Annotated in this window: 14 protein-coding genes; 7 read left to right on the top strand and 7 right to left on the bottom strand. The window is 39.0% G+C overall.

The features are described from left to right. The first annotated feature begins 34 nt into the window (after nucleotides 1–34). The 5 genes from ABX891_RS15810 (at nucleotide 35) to ABX891_RS15790 (ending at nucleotide 7029) form a co-directional block, all read left to right on the top strand. A complete protein-coding gene (locus ABX891_RS15810; RefSeq protein ID WP_354629878.1) occupies nucleotides 35–1765 on the top strand; it encodes an SLC13 family permease in 1731 nt (576 codons plus the stop codon). Nucleotides 1766–1858: 93 nt separating this feature from the next. After that, on the top strand, nucleotides 1859–2464 hold the full coding sequence (gene cysC / locus ABX891_RS15805; RefSeq protein ID WP_002963143.1) for an adenylyl-sulfate kinase: 606 nt from the start codon (nucleotides 1859–1861) through the stop codon (nucleotides 2462–2464). A gap of 84 nt (nucleotides 2465–2548) precedes the next feature. Continuing rightward, nucleotides 2549–3505, top strand: a complete 957-nt coding sequence (locus ABX891_RS15800; protein WP_354629876.1) for a DHH family phosphoesterase — start codon at nucleotides 2549–2551, stop codon at nucleotides 3503–3505. 1047 nt (nucleotides 3506–4552) lie between these two features. Further along, nucleotides 4553–5719 carry a nucleotide sugar dehydrogenase gene (locus ABX891_RS15795; protein WP_354629875.1) on the top strand — a complete coding sequence of 389 codons (1167 nt, stop codon included), beginning with the start codon at nucleotides 4553–4555 and terminating at the stop codon, nucleotides 5717–5719. A 305-nt stretch (nucleotides 5720–6024) separates the two neighbouring features. Continuing rightward, nucleotides 6025–7029: an NAD-dependent epimerase gene (locus ABX891_RS15790; protein WP_354629873.1), complete on the top strand. Its 1005-nt coding sequence runs from the start codon at nucleotides 6025–6027 to the stop codon at nucleotides 7027–7029. 322 nt (nucleotides 7030–7351) lie between these two features. Here the strand turns inward: ABX891_RS15790 and ABX891_RS15785 are convergent, their stop codons facing one another. From ABX891_RS15785 to lptD, 7 genes are all read right to left on the bottom strand, one after another. Then, nucleotides 7352–9367 (bottom strand): methyl-accepting chemotaxis protein, encoded by a 2016-nt coding sequence (locus tag ABX891_RS15785; RefSeq protein WP_354629872.1) that lies wholly within the window; start codon nucleotides 9365–9367, stop codon nucleotides 7352–7354. Between the two features lie 136 nt (nucleotides 9368–9503). After that, nucleotides 9504–10322 (bottom strand): symmetrical bis(5'-nucleosyl)-tetraphosphatase, encoded by an 819-nt coding sequence (locus ABX891_RS15780; protein ID WP_354629870.1) that lies wholly within the window; start codon nucleotides 10320–10322, stop codon nucleotides 9504–9506. A gap of 8 nt (nucleotides 10323–10330) precedes the next feature. After that, nucleotides 10331–10720: a Co2+/Mg2+ efflux facilitator ApaG/CorD gene (gene apaG / locus ABX891_RS15775; protein ID WP_354629868.1), complete on the bottom strand. Its 390-nt coding sequence runs from the start codon at nucleotides 10718–10720 to the stop codon at nucleotides 10331–10333. Further along, nucleotides 10704–11510 (bottom strand): 16S rRNA (adenine(1518)-N(6)/adenine(1519)-N(6))-dimethyltransferase RsmA, encoded by an 807-nt coding sequence (gene rsmA, locus ABX891_RS15770; RefSeq protein ID WP_002960838.1) that lies wholly within the window; start codon nucleotides 11508–11510, stop codon nucleotides 10704–10706. Before rsmA ends, apaG begins: the two co-directional genes overlap by 17 nt. After that, nucleotides 11507–12499 carry a 4-hydroxythreonine-4-phosphate dehydrogenase PdxA gene (pdxA, locus tag ABX891_RS15765; RefSeq protein ID WP_039485530.1) on the bottom strand — a complete coding sequence of 331 codons (993 nt, stop codon included), beginning with the start codon at nucleotides 12497–12499 and terminating at the stop codon, nucleotides 11507–11509. The genes rsmA and pdxA overlap by 4 nt, the downstream gene beginning before the upstream one ends. Before the next feature lie 5 nt (nucleotides 12500–12504). Then, nucleotides 12505–13797, bottom strand: a complete 1293-nt coding sequence (gene surA / locus ABX891_RS15760) for a peptidylprolyl isomerase SurA (protein WP_182681674.1) — start codon at nucleotides 13795–13797, stop codon at nucleotides 12505–12507. A 30-nt stretch (nucleotides 13798–13827) separates the two neighbouring features. After that, a complete protein-coding gene (gene lptD / locus ABX891_RS15755; protein ID WP_309168288.1) occupies nucleotides 13828–16080 on the bottom strand; it encodes an LPS assembly protein LptD in 2253 nt (750 codons plus the stop codon). Between the two features lie 100 nt (nucleotides 16081–16180). On the opposite strand from lptD, the gene ABX891_RS15750 reads away from it, so the two are divergent. Further along, nucleotides 16181–17182, top strand: a complete 1002-nt coding sequence (locus tag ABX891_RS15750; protein ID WP_354629865.1) for an aminoglycoside phosphotransferase family protein — start codon at nucleotides 16181–16183, stop codon at nucleotides 17180–17182. Beyond that, nucleotides 17179–17835: an N-acetylmuramate alpha-1-phosphate uridylyltransferase MurU gene (murU, locus tag ABX891_RS15745; protein ID WP_354629863.1), complete on the top strand. Its 657-nt coding sequence runs from the start codon at nucleotides 17179–17181 to the stop codon at nucleotides 17833–17835. The genes ABX891_RS15750 and murU overlap by 4 nt, the downstream gene beginning before the upstream one ends. The last annotated feature ends 1 nt before the right edge of the window (nucleotide 17836 follow it).

The following is a 17836-nucleotide window of genomic DNA, read 5'->3' as shown; positions in this document are numbered from 1 at the left end:
TTTGTTTTATTAACTATGGATGGCTACTATAATTATGCCATTAGATGCTTATCTAACGCTTTTTATTTTTGCACTTACGGTTACTGGATTAATTGTTATTCAAGGAAGGCCTGTCGCTGTTTTTGGAGCGACACTTATTGCTTTGATAGCTTGTGATTTGGTTACTAAAGAACAATTTTTAACAAGCATTGCAAACCCTGGTTTAGTGACTTTAATTTTACTTGTATTGTGCTCTTTAGCACTTGAAAAAACACGTTTGTTAAGGGTTGTAGCATCTAAAATAATTGTGAGTAGTTACCATTCTACTTGGTTTAGGTTATTTGGAGTTACTACACTTTTTTCGTCTATTTTAAATAATACAGCTGTTGTCGCTACGTTACTTTCTCCTATACGTAATAATCCTCACCACTTTTCGAGTAAACTACTTTTACCTCTTTCCTACGCTTCTATTTTAGGTGGTACTTTAACACTTATAGGAACGTCAACTAATTTGATTGTTAACTCAATGTATATTGAGGTTTCTGGACGTTCACTGTCGTTTTTTTCGTTCACAGCAATTGGGGCTATTTTAGTTGTTTGCTGTGGTGTTGTTATGTATTTTTGCACGAATATGTTACCCAGTATTGAGCAAAAAAAGGCGACCTCTGAAGGGTATTTTATTGATGCTAAGGTTGCTGAAAACTCTGAGCTTATCGGGCGTTCCGTTGAAGCTAATGGCTTGAGGCATTTAGAGTCATTGTTTTTAGTTGAAATAGTGAGAAAGGGGCACTTAATTAGCCCCGTGTCTCCTTCGGAGGTTATACAGTGCTCTGATAGGCTTATATTTTGTGGCGAAGTTACTAAGTTACTTCAGCTTGGACAATTTACAGGCTTAGAGATTTTTGCTGAAAAAAACGGTACGTTAAATAGCAATTTAACTGAAGTAGTAGTTAGACAAGAAAGTATTATTGTTGGTAAAACCTTAAAAACAACAGGTTTTAGGGCTTTATTTGATGCTGCTGTAGTTGCAATTAGACGCGATGGTGAGCAGGTCTCTGGAAAGTTAGGGGATGTTGTAATTCGTTCTGGTGACTTTTTAGTCTTAGCGGTGGGTAAAGATTACAAAACAAGAACCAATATTAATAAAAACTTTTTAGTACTTTCTGGTGTTGAGCCTGAATCAAGAATAAATGGGTGGCGTGCTTGGCTATCTATTGGTGGTTTTATTTCAATCATTGTACTGGCCGCTTTTGGTATTCTAGATTTATTAGAAGGTTTGGTATTATTACTCGGAGCGTTATTATTCACTCGTAGTTTAACTACGAATGAGCTGGTTAGACGCTTTCCAGTTGATATTTGGTTAGTTGTTTCGTCGGCAATTTTGCTTTCAAATGCTTTAGTTAATTCTGGTGTAGTAGTTACATTAGGCGATTTTATTGGTCAGTATAACGATCCGAGTTATGTATATATTGCTTTAATTTTTGTTTATATAGCAACTTGGTTAATGACTGAGTTTGTGACTAATAACGCGGCAGCTGCATTAATGTTTCCTATAGGTTATACGATTGCGCTTGGGTTTGGAGTAGATGTTTTGCCGTTTGTTATGACAGTTGCTTTTGCTGCAAGTGGAAGCTTTATAAGCCCTTATGGTTATCAAACTAATTTAATGGTTTTTAATGCCGGTAACTATAGATTAAATGACTTTGTTAAAATGGGCTTACCTGTCAGTGTTGTTTATGCAGTGGTTGTTTTAGTTTGTATTCCGGTGTTTTTTCCGTTTAAGTAGACATGTAATGGACTATAGTGTCACATTTTAAATTATATTACGTCGGTGTGGGGTTACCTCGGGCCGTACAAGAATAAAAGGTAAGGTATATTAATGAGCCAGGATGAAAATATAGTATGGCACACGCAAACGGTGTCACGAGAACAAAAGCAAGGTCATAAAGGACATAAGCCGGTTTTGCTTTGGTATACGGGATTAAGTGGCTCAGGTAAGTCTACTATTGCTAATGCGGTGGAATTAAAATTATTTGAATTAGGTTGTCATACTTATTTGTTAGATGGTGACAATGTTCGTATGGGTCTCAATAAAGGGCTCACATTTAGCGATGAAGACCGTATTGAAAATATTCGTCGTATTAGTGAAGTTGCTAAGTTATTTGTTGATGCTGGCTTAATAGTGTCGACAGCATTTATTTCTCCATTTGCTACAGATCGTGCCCAGGCTCGCAGTATTATGGCCAACGGTGAGTTTATTGAGGTGTTTATTGATACTCCAATAGAAGTATGCGAAAGCCGCGATCCTAAAGGTTTGTATAAAAAAGCGAGAGCTGGCGAAATACCTAACTTTACGGGGATTAGCTCTGCTTTTGATGTACCAACATCACCAGAGTTACATGTAAAAACAGCACAGCAAAGTATTGAACAAAGTGTTGAGCAAATTATTCAGTATTTAAAAGAAAAAGAAGTTATAAAATTATAGGTATTCAGATTTTGATACCTGAATAATTTAAAGATTAACCGCTTTGTTAAGCTAAGTACTTTGTTTTCTGACTTTGAGACTATTATGAAATACGATGTTTTTAATGGTGATGCTGATGGTATTATCGCATTACTTCAGTTACAACTCGCTAATCCGACAGACACAGTTAAAGTAACTGGGGTTAAGCGTGATATTCAGTTACTAAAAAAAGTAACACCACAATCAGGCGACTGTATTCGTGTGCTTGATATTTCAATGGAAAAAAATATGCCAGCTCTTCATGATGCTTTAACGGCTGGCGCTAAAGTTATGTATGTTGACCATCACAAAGCAGGTGACATTCCTAATCACGCAAATTTATTTCCTCATATAGATCTGGATGCAAATATGTGCACCAGTTTAATTGTGAGCGATTTACTTAATAATCAATTCCACCTGTGGGCAATTACTGCTGCATATGGTGATAATTTATTTGCAAAGGCTGATGCTGAAGCTGATAAGTTAAAACTGACTGAATTACAAAAATCGCAGCTAAAGGCATTTGGTACGTATATTAATTATAATGGTTATGGGAGTGAAGTTGCTGATTTACATTTTGCACCAGAGAAGCTTTACGAGCAACTTTTGCAATATAAATCGCCGCTTGATGCCATTAACGATGAAAACTCTGCTTACTATACTTTAGAGCGTGCTTATAAAGCTGATATGAAAAAAGCTGCAGGAGCCAAAGTTCTGCATGATTGTGATACTGCAAAAATTATTTTATTGGATGATGAGGCTTGGGCTCGTCGTGTTAGTGGTGTATTGGGTAATGATTTAGCTAACCAAGCTCCGGCTAAAGCTCATGGTGTTATTACAAGTAACAATAAGGGAAGTTACACTGTTAGTGTGCGTGCTCCGCTTAGTAATAAGCAGGGAGCTGTTGATATATGTAGTAAGTTTGCAACTGGTGGTGGGCGAGCGGCTGCTGCTGGAATTAATGAGCTGCCTGAGTCGCAACTTTCAAGTTTTATAACTGAACTAGTAGGTTACTATAAGTAATGTATTTATATGAGTTCTAAATCTTATTTATTAAGTGAATTCACGAAGTGAATAAGCAATAGTTATCAACACAGAGGGTAAAGAGAAGTGAAAGAGAAGATCTAATAACTTCTCTGTGTAGCGCGAAGCGCCTCGGTGTTCTCGGTGGTAAAATTGTTTTGGGCTAAATGCTCATAAAGTGATTAAGACATTATTACCACCACCGAGAAGACAAGGAGAAGATCAAATAACTTCTCTGTGTAGCGCGAAGCGCCTCTGTGCTCTCGGTGGTAAAATTGTTTTGGGCTAAATACTCATAAAGTGATTAAGACATTATTATCACCACCGAGAAGACAAGGAGAAGTGAAGGAGAAGATCAAATAACTTCTCTGTGTAGCGCGAAGCGCCTCGGTGTTCTCGGTGGTAAAATTGTTTTGTAGGTGAGGTTTTATACCTCGCTCATAAAGTAATTAAGACATTATTATCACCAACGAGAAGACAAGGAGAAGTGAAGGAGAGGATCTAATAACTTCTCCGTGCAGCGCGAAGCGCCTCTGTGTTCTCGGTGGTAAAAATGTTTTGTAGGTGAGGTTTTATAGCTTGTTTATAGAGTAAGTGATTAAGACATTATTATCACCACCGAGAAGGCAAGGAGAAGTGAAGGAAAAGATCTAATAACTTTTCTGTGTAGCGCGAAGCGCTTCTGTGTTCTCGGTGGTGAAATTGTTTTTAGGCGAGGTTTTATACCTTGCTTATAGAGTAAGTAATTAAGACATTATTATCACCACCGAGAAGACAAGGAGAAGAGCTAATAACTTCTCTGTGTTGCGCGAAGCGCCTCAGTGCTCTCGGTGGTGAAATTGTTTTTAGGCGAGGTTTTATACCTCACTTTTTGTAAAGTTAAATTAGATGAACGCGAAGTAAATTCGCACCTACGGGGTGGGTTTTTATTGTGCTAATAACTTCTCGATGTAGTACCTCTGTCTTATGGGTGATAAAATTGTTCTTAAGTGAACGCTCATAAAGTAAAATTAAAATGATTAATACTATAAATATTAAGGGAATAAAATGAAGGTTTCCGTAGTGGGTACAGGTTATGTAGGCCTTTCTAATGCTATGTTGCTAGCACAACACAATGAAGTAGTTGCATTAGATATAGATGAGCAAAAAATAGCACTTTTAAATGACAAAAAGTCACCTATTGTTGATATCGAAATTAGTGAGTTTTTAACACGAAGCAACTTAAATTTTACAGCCACTACAGACAAAGTGGCAGCCTATAAAAATGCTGATTTTGTCATTATAGCTACACCCACTGATTACGATGTAGAAAACAATTACTTTAATACAAGTTCTGTAGAAGCTGTAATTAAAGATGCGATAGCGCATAACCCAAATGCGGTTATGGTGATTAAGTCGACTATACCCGTTGGTTTTACGCAAAATATTAAAGAGACGTTGGGTATTAGTAATTTAATATTTTCACCGGAGTTTTTACGTGAAGGTAAAGCGCTACACGATAACCTATACCCATCGCGTATTGTTGTTGGTGAGCAAAGTGAGCGTGCAAGTGTATTTGCTAACTTACTTAAGCAAGGCGCTATCAAAGAAGATATTGAAGTACTTTTTACTGACTCAACAGAAGCCGAAGCTATTAAGTTATTCTCAAATACTTACTTAGCAATGCGCGTCGCTTATTTTAATGAGCTTGATAGCTACGCTGAAGCACATGGCTTGAACTCTAAACAGATTATACAGGGCGTTAGTTTAGACCCGCGTATTGGTGGTCATTACAATAACCCATCATTTGGTTATGGTGGCTACTGCTTGCCAAAAGATACAAAGCAATTGCGAGCAAACTATGCAAGTGTACCAAACAACATTATTGGTGCAATTGTTGATGCCAATACCACACGTAAAGACTTTATTGCAGACTCAATAATTAAGCGCAGCCCTAAAGTGGTTGGTGTTTATCGCTTAGTAATGAAAACAGGATCTGATAACTTTAGGGCTTCTGCTATTCAAGGCATTATGAAGCGTATTAAAGCGAAAGGTATTGAGGTTGTAGTTTACGAACCTGTACTTAAAGAAAATGAGTTTTATCACTCTCGTGTAATTAAAGATTTAAACGAGTTCAAGCAAATATCTGACGTTGTTGTATCTAACCGTATGGTTGAAGAGCTCAGTGATATTGCTGACAAAGTTTATACTCGCGATTTGTTTGGTAGCGATTAATAAACAAAGTTCAAAGGTTAAAGGCTTATAGTTGAAATTAGTGTTTTTTGTACGTGCGCAAACTTTACGCCTACGACTCAGCCGTATAATTGCGATGTTATTGTTGTAGGCGCCTTGCTTGCTGGCGCGTTAGAAAATAAGTATAGCTTTAAAAGTTAAAGGCATTGAGGTAAAAGTACGGACTTGGATAGAAGAGTCTAGGCAGTTATCAAAAATAATATCTGCCTTAATGAAAACTATTGAAACTTGGGGTTAGGCTTTTAGTCTTCAACTTTCAACTTTATCTACTTAAAGCATAGGAAATTATGAAATATTTAGTAACGGGTGCTGCTGGTTTTATTGGTGCGGCAACATGCCAAAAATTGTTAGCGGCCGGCCATGTAGTCGTTGGTATTGATAACCTTAATGACTATTACGATGTAAATTTAAAACTAGCTCGTTTAGCGCAGTTTGAAAGCCATGAAGCGTTTACATTTATTAAGCTTGATATAAGTGAACGCTCAGCAATGAGCGAGCTATTTAAAGCACAGCAGTTTGATAAAGTAATCCATTTAGCGGCGCAGGCCGGTGTTAGGTATTCAATAGAAAACCCAGATGCTTATGCAGACTCTAACTTAGTAGGGCACTTAAATGTGCTTGAAGGGTGTCGTAATAATAAAGTTAAACACTTGGTTTATGCTTCATCGAGCTCTGTATATGGCTTAAACGAAAAAACACCGTTTGAAACAACTGACAGTGTTGATCACCCGGTATCGTTTTATGCCGCAACTAAAAAAGCGAATGAGCTAATGGCGCATAGCTATTCTCACTTGTATAGCCTACCTACAACAGGGCTGCGCTTTTTTACCGTTTATGGCCCATGGGGTCGCCCTGATATGGCGCCGTATATTTTTACTAAAAAAATACTTGCCGGCGACACGATTGATATAAACAACAACGGCGATATGTGGCGTGATTTTACTTACATAGACGACATAGTAGAAGGGGTTGTACGTGCAGCCAATGTTATACCTGTTGCGAATCCGGATTGGAGAGTAGAAACTGGCTCGCCAGCATCTAGCTCTGCTCCTTATTCAGTTTATAACATTGGTCACGGGAGCCCAATAAATTTAATGAAGTTTATTGAAGCTATTGAGGCTGAGTTAGGTACTGAAGCTAAAAAGAACTTCCGTGAAATGCAAGCAGGTGATGTTTATAAAACCTTTGCCGACACTACAGATTTATTTAATGTAACAGGTTATAAAGCGCAGGTTGACGTTAAGCAAGGTGTTAACGAATTAGTTAAATGGTATAAAGATTTTTATAAATAAAAGCAGTATTTTCAGTTGCATAAGGGTGAAGTAAATTCGCACCTACAGGTGGGCATATATTGTAGGTTAGGTTTTATACCTCGCTTTGGTGAAGTTTAATTACATTAGCGCGAAGTAAATTCGCACCTACAGGGTGTGTATATTGTAGGGGAGGTTTTATACCTTGATTTGGTGAAGTTAAGTTAGATGAGCGCGAAGTAAATTCGCACCTACAGGGTGTGTATATTGTAGGTGAGGTTTTATACCTCGCTTCTAAAGTACAGATAAACAAAAACCCCGATGATACACTGTATCATCGGGGTTTTTAATCGTTTTAGTAAACCTAAACTTTGAATTCGTCTACCGACAAGCGAAGTTCTTCGGCAAGTTTTGCTACTTCTGAACTTGAGATGTTGGTTTGATTAGCACCTTCGGCTGTTTGCTCTGCTATGGCTACAATCGACTCAAGACGTTCGCTAATTTCTTGTGCTACTTGTTGTTGCTCAAGCGCTGCTGTCGAAATCTCTTCACTTACATCATGTGCTTGCGAAACGGCAAATGTAATCGAATCAAGTGCGCTACTTGCTAGGTCTGTTTGCTCAACACACGATACAGCGCGTTGCTTACCTTTGCTCATTGCCGTTACTGCGGCTTCTGCGCCTGTTTGTAGCGATTCAATCATCGCTTGTATCTCTTGGGTCGACTCTTGAGTTTTACTCGCTAGTGAGCGTACTTCGTCTGCTACAACAGCAAAGCCTCGGCCATATTCACCAGCACGTGCGGCTTCAATTGCGGCATTTAGTGCAAGTAAGTTAGTTTGATCCGCTATTCCTCGTATTACATCTAAAATACTGCCAATTGATGCGCTATCTTGATGTAGTTTATTAATAACTTGTGAAGCGTCATCTACTTCACGAGCAAGCTGTTCAATAGTTGCTTTATTGTTGTTCGAAATACCTTTAACACGCTCAGCTTCTTTGTCAGCATTTTTAATTTCGCTAAGTGCTTGTTGAGCGCTGTTGCTAACTGTTTGCGATGTACTGCTCATTTCGGTTGTTGCAGTAGCCGCTTGTTCAACTTGTGCTTGTTGATTACGGATTGCTTGGCTTGATTCAGCGGTAATGGCAGATGTTTCCTCTGATGCTGCTGCAAGCTGAGTAGAGCGGGAAATAATGCCTTTAATTAAGCTGCGTAAGCTATCAATTAGCGTATTACAACTTTTAGATAGTTCGCCAAATTCGTCTTTAGCGCTGTCGTCTAATCGTTGTGTCATGTCACCACTGGCAACAATATCTAAAATACGGTTGACTTCAGCAAGGGGCTTAGTAATGCGGCTAACGGTAATAATAGCAATCGCGATAGCTAATAAAGTGGCTATGATCATACCAACCCAGGTCCATAAATTAGCTGAATCTACGTCGCTACGTACACCTTGCTGTAATTTGAACGCAACGTCACTTGCTTGATTAACTAACTCATCAATTTGGTTAAGTGCCATTTTGGTTGCTTGCTCCGACTGGGCAAGCTCTGTTTGCGTAAGTGTAATTGAATCAATTAAACGCTTTTTGTTTGCTGCTAGGCCGTTGTTACCTTTGATATTATTTTCTAGGGTATCAACATACCCTTTTAAGCTTGAATATAGGTCGGTATGTGTTTGCTCAATAGCAGGTTGAATTAACGCAACGGTACGTATTACTTCTTCTAAGTAATACGTTTGCTCGTTTTTAACGATGTCGAGTGTATTAAGTGTTTTAACAGTTAGCATATCGGTGCTGTTACTAACTACCGACATAAAGTTGTTTTCTAAATTATTTGCAGCTTGATAAGCACGTGGATAGTTTTGCTCAAACCCATCTATATCAATAATATCAAGTACAACTGAATTGGCATCCTCAGCTGTAAGCTCAATGCTTTCGAGTTGTGCATTCAAAGATTTATTAAGCGCAAGTTGTTTGCTTTTGTCTTCTAATAAATTTTCAACAGTACTTAAAAAGCTTAAATAGGTTTTTTCAACGTTTTGGCTACTTTGATTAAGCGCTGTATCGTTTTTTACTACGTCTTGAAGTTCACGGTGCAAAGTGTTGAATAACTGTTTTTGCTCAAGTACCTGAGCTTTTATTGGCGCAAGCTCATTGGCTGATGTTGTGTAAAAGCTCGCTTGGGCTGCTTTACTCATTAAAATAAATTCGGCTTGCAGCTCAGAGCTTTTATTTAATGCAGGAAGTGATAGTTGGTTCACCTTTTGAGTAGAACGATCGATGTTTGCTATTTTTATTAAGGAGTTACCACCAATTATTAATAATAATAAGGTGATAAATATAAAACCACCCCAAATACGTTGGCTTACTGTCAGGTTCATAAGATTTCCACTCAAAAGTACTTCAATTAAGACTTATCGGCTTTAATTCAGATAAGTTAAGTAATTAAAATCAATTACTTTAACTAATTTTAACTATTAATTGATAAATCTAACAGATGTATTAGTTTTTTTCAGTTTATTTAGACGAAAGGTGGGATTTTTCTGTAATTACTTTTTTAGTACTCAGCTCCATTAGGCTCATGGTGTTACCCCATACGCAGCCTGTATCTAGGGCGTGAACCCGTGAATTACCTGTTCTACCTTCAAGTGCGGCCCAGTGACCAAAAATAATATCGTGTTTAGATTTAGCTATATTGGGGTGGTTAAACCAAGGAGTGAGAGTTTCGCTGTCGGTTATTCCACCCTTTGCATTAAGCTCGAGTGTGTTATCACTTGTTAAAAAACGCATGCGGGTAAAGTAATTAACTATGTATCTAAACTTTGCAAAGTCATCAAGGGTGTTAGACCACTTTGCGGGGTGAGGCTGATACATGTGTTCAAAAAACGCTTTTGCGTTACTTGATTGATAACAGCTTTGTGCAAATTGAGCTTGTTTTAGCGCATCTTCAACAGACCAATCGGGATTTAACCCCGCATGAGATATAAAGCAGTTATGTTTTATAAGCTCTAAAGCCAATGGCTGGGTTTGTAAAAAAGCGATGTAGTTAGCCAATTTAGGGCTTTCAAATATTGAGTTTAATTTATCTTTTGGATTGATAGGTTTGTTAAGAAAGTAGCAGGCAACCATGTGAAGGTCGTGATTGCCTAAAGTGATGGTCATGCTATTTTGATGTTGGTAAATATAGTCTAAGCAGGCTAGGGAGTCAGGCCCGCGAGCAACTATGTCGCCAACTAAATATAGGTGATCTTTACTTGGCTTAAAATCAACCCGTTGTAAAAGGGTGTTAAATTCACTAAAACACCCTTGTAAATCACCTATCGCATAATCTGCCATCTAAGTGCTTAATGCAAAATGTTAGGGCAAGCCAAACGAAACACATTAATAGGCGCCTGAAACTCAGAGCCAAACTCGTTGCGTAACGTGTAATGGCCTTGCATAGTGCCTACAGGTGTATCTAAAATTGCACCGCTGGTGTATTTATAGCTTTCGCCTGGGCCAATATCTGGCATTTCGCCAACAACGCCTTCGCCTTCAACTTCTACTTGTTTGCCATTTGCATCGGTAATTAACCAATAGCGGCTCAGTAATTTTGCACTGCATAAACTATGGTTTTTAATTGTTACCGAGTAAGCAAATACGTATTTTTCAAGCTCAGGTTGAGATTGGCCTTCTACGTAAAATGTTTCTACAGATACCTTTACAGGCGATTCAATGTTACTGCTTGTTGTCATAAATCCAGTTAGCTATATCAATAAATTGTTGTAAAGATAAGCGCTCAGCACGCAGCGTTATATCAATGCCAATGCTAGTTAGTTCTTCTGCGGTAAGTAAGTTACCTAAACTATTACGTAGCGTTTTACGGCGCTGGTTAAATGCTTCTAAACACACGGTGTTTAAAATTTTAACGCTTTTTGCTGTACGTTGCTCTGGCTTTTTAGGTATTAAACGAATAACAGCAGAGTCAACTTTTGGCGCTGGTTTAAAGCACTCAGGTGGTACTTCAACAACCGGCATTGCATTACAGTAATATTGAGTCATTACGCTTAAGCGACCAAATGTTTTACTACCTGGGCCTGCTACCATGCGTTTTACTACTTCTTTTTGAAGCATAAAGTGCATGTGCTCAATATGATCTGAAAATTCAAAAAGGTGAAACAATAACGGTGTCGAAATATTGTAAGGTAAGTTACCAAACACTTTTAATTTTTTGTCATCGCGAACCAAGCTTGCAAAGTCAAACGTCATTGCATCGCCTTGGTTAACGGTTAATTTAGGACCCAAAAATGGATGTTCAATTAATCGCTGTGCTAAATCTTTATCTAATTCAACAACCGTTAAATGGCCGCTTAAGTCGGCTACTGGCTCAGTAATTGCGCCAAGGCCGGGGCCAATTTCTACTAAGTTGTCTTCTGGTTTAGGATCAATCGCAGAGACTATTTTATCGATGATAGATTCATCAAATAAAAAGTTTTGCCCAAAACGCTTACGAGCGCGGTGTCCTAAATGTACTTTATCGGTCATTGATTTTGTGCTTTTTCTTGGGCGAGCTTAATTGCTTCGCGGATCGCTAATTCAAAACTGCCAACGTCAGCTGTACCAGTACCTGCTAAATCGAGTGCAGTACCGTGGTCAACTGAGGTGCGGATAAATGGTAAGCCAAGGGTAATATTTACCGATTTACCAAATCCTTTGTATTTTAGCACAGGTAATCCCTGATCGTGATACATAGCAAGTACTGCATCTGCTTCAGATAGGTATTTATGTTGAAATAAGGTATCGGCCGGTAGTGGGCCAATTAAATTCATCCCTTCGCTTCTAAGTATTTCAAGCGTTGGGGTGATTGTTTCTATTTCTTCACGACCTAAATGGCCATCTTCACCTGCATGTGGGTTTAAGCCACACACTAAAATACGTGGTTTTTCTATCCCAAACTTAGTTTGTAAGTCGTGATTTAAAATACCCGCTACTTTAGTTAAGCGCTCAGGAGTAATGGCACGCGATACATACGCAAGAGGAATATGCGTGGTTACAAGTGCAACACGTAAACCTTCAGTTGCAAGCATCATAACCACATCTGCAGTATTTGATTGCTGCGCAAAATACTCAGTGTGTCCGCTAAATGAAATGCCCGCTTTGTTAATAATGCCTTTGTGAACAGGGCCCGTAACAACCGCATCGAACGTGCCATCCATGTTTTTTTCACTTGCTATACGCAAGGTATCTAACACGTATTGGCCGTTACCGTCGTTTAGTACGCCAAGCTCTACATCCGCACCTAAATCAACCTGATGAATATACAAACTGCCTGCAGGTGCTGCTATGGCGGGGGCATTATCATCAAATTTAATTAAGTTTATTGTTAAGCCTAAATGCTTTGCACGCTCTTTTAATAGTTTGCCATCAGCAATCGCTATTAGTTGAGCGTCCCACGCTTGCTGAGCAAGCGTGAGTAGCAAATCTGGGCCAATACCGGCTGGTTCACCCGGTGTAATAGCAATTCTTAGAGTCATATTTATTAGTCTATAGGGAAAATTTCAACGTGAGCTTGCTCGCGCATTTCTTGCTGCCAGTTAAAACTTTCTTCCTTAAATTTACGGTTAAACAACATACCGTGAGCACGGTTACGTTTAGCTAGTTCAGTTTTATCAGCTACACGTTTGCCAAGTAACTGCACAATATGCCAACCAAACTGTGTTCTAAACGGTTCGCTTATTTCATTTTCTTTAAGAGAAAGTAATGTATCTTTAAACGCAGGTACGTAGGTAGTTGGATCTGTCCAATCGTACTCGCCACCTTTAAGTGCAGAGCCAGGATCTTCTGAGTACTCTTTAGCAAGTTCACCAAAGTCGGCTGTTCCTGCACGTAAGTCTTTTGCAAAGCCTGCAAGCATTGAGCGTGCTTTTTCTTCACTTAAAATAATTGAAGGTTTAATAAGTATATGGCGTGAACGTACTTCAGTTGTTTCTACAACTTGTAGGCCACGAACGTCTTGTACTTTAATGATATGAAAACCAGCACCAGAGCGAAGTGGGCCAACAATAGCGCCTTTCTTTTGCCCTTTTACTGCTTCAGCAAAAAGCGATGGCATTTCGTTAATGCCCATGTAACCAAGTTGTCCACCTTCAAGTGCTTTAGAGCCGCTTGATGATGAAATAGCAATACGCTTAAACTCTTGGCCATCGTTTAATAGCTCAATAACCTTATCTGCACGTGTTTTTGCATCAGCAATTTCGTCAGCTGTCGCATCGTTAGGGATATCTATTAAAATATGACCAATGTCGTACTCTTCAGCACTTTGACCTTGGGTTTCCATAATTTTTAAAAGGTTATCAACTTCTTGTTCGCTAATATAAATACGACGATCAACGCTTGCACGTGTTACTTGCTGCGTTGTGATTTCTTTACGAATTTCTTCACGGTAAGCTTGAAAGCTTTCGCCCGAACCTTCAATAGTGCGGCGTAAGTCGGCAATTGTTCCGCCTTGCTCTTTTGCCATGTTAGCGAGAGTTTGATCGAGTTGGCTGTCTGAGATTTGTAACCCCATACGCTCAGCCATTTGCATCATAAGCGCTTGATTAACTAAACGCTCTACAGCTTGTACACGAAGTGTTTCATCTTTTGGTAATTGCTGGCCTTGTTCTTGTGCTTGCTTTTTAACACGATCAATTATGGTGTCTACTTCGCTTTTTAAAATTACGCCTTGGTTTACAACGCCAATAACTTTATCTATTTCTACTGGTGCAGCCATTACACTTTGACAAAGGCTGGCACTTAAAACTGCTGATGTTAATAATTTTTTTAAATTCATATTCTTTTTACTACTCTTGCTGATAGTACTCTAGTTACTAAGAAAATACGGTCTACGATAGCCAAAAATACCTTGTTGTAATAATTTTTGTGCATCATAACGGCTTTTACTGCCAAGTCCTTTTAATACAAAATTCAAACTAATACCTGAATCAAAAGTTGCTTGTTCTTGTCCTATTGACTGATTTAAATCAGTTTCAATTTGGCGATGGCCAGTAATTTGGATAGCCCAACAGCATGATTCATACTGTAATCCGCTCAATACTTCGATACTTCTGTTGTTTTCAAGATCTCGATGATAGCTCGCAATAAATTGCCATTCGTCGCTAATAGGAATACTTGTAAATACACCTGCTTGCTCGATTGTATTTCCTGAGACATCATTTGCATAGCGATGGTTCAATTGTACTAGCTGATTATTATCACCTTTATAATCAAGCGTTACATTTGACTGTACCATTTGCTTGCCATCTGTATCATATTGAATACCTCCAGCGAGGTACCAACGGCGGTGCCAATGTAACATGGTTTGAGCTGCAAATAGTGCATTATAATTAGTGTCTGAGTTTAAGCCTTGCTCTGTTGGCTTGGCATCGTCACTTAAATAAAATATTTGGCCCGCACTAAAGTTAAACACTTCTTCTTGTTTTTTATCAAATAAGCGCGTTGTAGCACCTAAAGTAAACTGATTAGCAGCTGCTATACGGTCAACACCCGAAAAGCGCACGTCTCTAAATAAACCATAATAATCATCTTGCAGTTTGGTTGTATCAAACAAGCCAATGTCTGACTGATCTTTATTAGGTGTATATAAATACTGAATTTGCGGCTCTAGTGTTTGTATACCATCTTCGAAAAAGTAAGATGCTTCACGCTCAAAGTTAAGTTGAGAGTACAAACGTACTTTTGGGATAGTACGCGATACGGTATCGCTGTATTGCGTGCCGGTTAAGTTTCCGCTTTGCTTATAATTTGTTTGTAATAAGCTCACTTCAGATAAAAATGACCACGCATGCGTAGCGTAGTTGTAGCGTGCTTTTGGCTCTACGTGTACACGAGTTGCGCTGTCTATGGCCACTTCTGATGAATCATTAGTAAAATGGCTAATCTCGCCCGACACACTAAAGTCAAAATTATCAAAACGCCAAGGCGCTGTTTGCGTAAAATTAACTTGTGGTATTGCAGTGTATGACTCTAAGTGATCGCCGAGTACTTCAAAGTTTTGCACTTTTATATCGGTGCGCCATGTATCACCTAAATGGGTAAGTGAGCCAGTACGATACAATTGAGTATCGGTTTTACTTGCGTAGTTTGAAGTTAAGTCGGTGATGTAGTTATCATCACTCACATTGGTTATATCAACGTTTGCGCGCCAGTTTTCACCTAGGTAGCTTTGCTGTTGCCAATGAAACATGTAGCGTTCATTTAAATCAGGCTCAGAATCATCACTATCTAAGTATTCAATCCCTACTAAGCCTTCGTGTTGCTCTGTTAGGTATCTAAATTCTGTTTGTAATTGCAGCCCTTTGTTAGACATATAACGAGGGGTAATAGTGGCATCAAAATTAGGTGCAATATTTAAATAATACGGCGTAATTGTTTCAAGGCCGTATTTGTCAGAGCTTGAAATGGTCGGGGTAAGTAAGCCCGATTTACGACGCTCATCCAGCGGGAATGTAAAATAAGGTAAATATAAAACCGGTGTATCTAAAATACGCAATACGGCGTTATATGTTTCGCCCCAGCCTTCTTCGCGTGAAAGGTTTATTTCGTCAGCTTCAATTTCCCATGCTGGGGTGTCACTTGGGCAAGTAGTAAAGCTTGCATTCATGAGTAATAGGCCAGACTGATTAACAGTGAGCTTTTCAGCGCCGCCTTTACCTTGTTGTTCGGTTAGGCTGTAGTCTGCGCCTAACAAACTGACTTCTGAATTATTTAAATCGGCATTTAATCCGGTGCTGTTTACTTTACTTACGTAGTCTTGATAAGTAATTGGCCCCGTTGCATTTAATAAACCACGCTGTTTGTCTATCAACGCAGTTTGTGCGGACAAACTCATCTTAAGGGTGTTAATATCAACATTGCCGGTAAATTCAGCGCTTTGAGTGCCAAGTAGCTCAACATCATCAGCTTGGATATCAACTTCACCAAGGTTAAGGCCTTCAAGTGGTTGCCAAGCTCTGGTTTGCATTGAAATGCCACAAAGGTTGTGTGCCAGTTCAGTTTCGGCAAGCGATGGTGCGCTAACTACGCTTAGCATCAATATGCCCCAGGTTTTGCTCATTTATCGACCTTAATACTTTGTGTTTAATATAATATACACATAATAAAGGAAAATAATGGCAATTACAGTAATTGACCTATAAAAATAGATATCTAATAAAATGACACGCTTTGAGAATTTACAACAATTTATAAACACACACCTTAATGCCAAGTCGCATACTTTAAACGCGATCACGGGGGATGCTAGCTTTCGCCGTTATTATCGTTTAAATCACGATAATAAACATTTAATAGTGATGGACTCAGATCCAAAAAAAGTGAATAACGAACCTTACATTTCGCTAAACCAGGTGTTTGTTGAGCAAGGTTTTTTACTTCCCACTATTATTGCAAGCGATGAAAAGCAGGGCTTTTTTATCCTCAGTGATTTAGGCAGTACGCACTTAGCTGACATGCTTGATGATGCAAATCGCACCGAGCATTACCAAGCATTAATTAGTTTAAGTGCTCAGTGGGCAAAAACGCCCACAGCTTCTGCTATGCAAGCGTATAACGAAGATTTTATAAAGCTAGAGCTTGATATATTTAGCCAGTGGTTAGTAAGCGACTTTATTAATGAGCCACTCAGTGCCGAACAAAAAATAATATGGCAAACAAGTTCAGAGCTATTAATAAAGGCCATGCTTGAGCAACCCACTGTTACCGTTCATCGCGATTACCATAGCCGTAATATTATGAACAGTAACGGCCAGTGGGCAATTATAGATTATCAAGATGCTGTACGCGGGCCGCTTTGCTACGACTTAGTATCGCTACTACGCGATTGCTACTTTAAACTGCCTCAAAAAGAGTTAACAAGTTTACTTGATTTTGCTTATCAAGAGTTTACAGCTCAAAATTTAATGGCTAACACTTCATTCGATGAGTTTAAATATTGGTTTGATTTAACCGGATTACAGCGCCACTTAAAGGCTGCGGGTATATTTTGTCGATTGTATTTACGCGATGGTAAAACAGGTTATTTAGATAATATTTTACCGACGCTTGATTACATTATTGAAGTAGCAGCAAATTACCCAGAGCTTAAAGCATTGAGTGAGTGGACAAAAAATACCATAGTGCCAAAAGTGACTGAAAAGTTAGCAAAGGAGCGCTCATGAAAGCGATGATTTTAGCTGCAGGGCGCGGTCAAAGAATGATGCCACTAACGCAAAATATGCCAAAGCCAATGTTAAAAGTGACAGAAAAACCACTTATTGAGCACCATATAAATAACCTTAAAGCTGCCGGCATTACCGATATTGTAATAAACCTTGCGTGGCAGGGTGATAAAATAAAAGACTACTTTAAAGATGGCAGTCAATTGGGCGTAAATATACTTTATAGCCAAGAAGTTGAAGGTGGCCTTGAAACTGCCGGCGGTATTATTGAAGCGTTACCGTTGTTGGGCGACTCGTTCATTGTAATAAATGGCGATGTATACACCGACTACGATGTAAGCGCGCTAATGCAACTTCATTTACAACCCGGTGAGGCGCACATAGTGCTTATAGAAAACCCGCCACACAATCCAGATGGCGACTTTGCGTTGAGCCATTTGCCGGCCGAGAGTCAAAAATATACATTTTCAGGGATTGGCCGCTATCAGGCTGATTTTTTTAAAGGATTAACGCAAGGTATTCGCCCTTTAGGGCCTATTTTACGTGAAAAGCTAAATGAACATTTAGTCTCTACTGAGCTCTATATAGGGCAGTGGGATGACATTGGTACACCAGAGCGTTTAAACCAATTAAACACGCGCCTTGAGGCGTAAC

Origin of the sequence: Pseudoalteromonas sp. NCIMB 1079, assembly GCF_040567695.1 — a bacterium.
In the GTDB taxonomy this organism is placed as follows: Bacteria; Pseudomonadota; Gammaproteobacteria; order Enterobacterales; family Alteromonadaceae; genus Pseudoalteromonas; species Pseudoalteromonas distincta.
Note: the sequence above shows the minus strand (reverse complement) of the source record. Positions and strands in the feature narration are given on the sequence as shown.

Coding starts and splice junctions, on each gene's coding strand:
- murU (WP_354629863.1), top strand. CDS start 17,179: ATGAAAGCGATGATTTTAGCTGCAGGGCGCGGTCAAAGAATGATGCCA.
- ABX891_RS15810 (WP_354629878.1), top strand. CDS start 35: ATGCCATTAGATGCTTATCTAACGCTTTTTATTTTTGCACTTACGGTT.
- pdxA (WP_039485530.1), bottom strand. CDS start 12,499: ATGACTCTAAGAATTGCTATTACACCGGGTGAACCAGCCGGTATTGGC.
- ABX891_RS15795 (WP_354629875.1), top strand. CDS start 4,553: ATGAAGGTTTCCGTAGTGGGTACAGGTTATGTAGGCCTTTCTAATGCT.
- ABX891_RS15790 (WP_354629873.1), top strand. CDS start 6,025: ATGAAATATTTAGTAACGGGTGCTGCTGGTTTTATTGGTGCGGCAACA.
- lptD (WP_309168288.1), bottom strand. CDS start 16,080: ATGAGCAAAACCTGGGGCATATTGATGCTAAGCGTAGTTAGCGCACCA.
- ABX891_RS15750 (WP_354629865.1), top strand. CDS start 16,181: ATGACACGCTTTGAGAATTTACAACAATTTATAAACACACACCTTAAT.
- apaG (WP_354629868.1), bottom strand. CDS start 10,720: ATGACAACAAGCAGTAACATTGAATCGCCTGTAAAGGTATCTGTAGAA.
- rsmA (WP_002960838.1), bottom strand. CDS start 11,510: ATGACCGATAAAGTACATTTAGGACACCGCGCTCGTAAGCGTTTTGGG.
- cysC (WP_002963143.1), top strand. CDS start 1,859: ATGAGCCAGGATGAAAATATAGTATGGCACACGCAAACGGTGTCACGA.
- surA (WP_182681674.1), bottom strand. CDS start 13,797: ATGAATTTAAAAAAATTATTAACATCAGCAGTTTTAAGTGCCAGCCTT.
- ABX891_RS15800 (WP_354629876.1), top strand. CDS start 2,549: ATGAAATACGATGTTTTTAATGGTGATGCTGATGGTATTATCGCATTA.
- ABX891_RS15785 (WP_354629872.1), bottom strand. CDS start 9,367: ATGAACCTGACAGTAAGCCAACGTATTTGGGGTGGTTTTATATTTATC.
- ABX891_RS15780 (WP_354629870.1), bottom strand. CDS start 10,322: ATGGCAGATTATGCGATAGGTGATTTACAAGGGTGTTTTAGTGAATTT.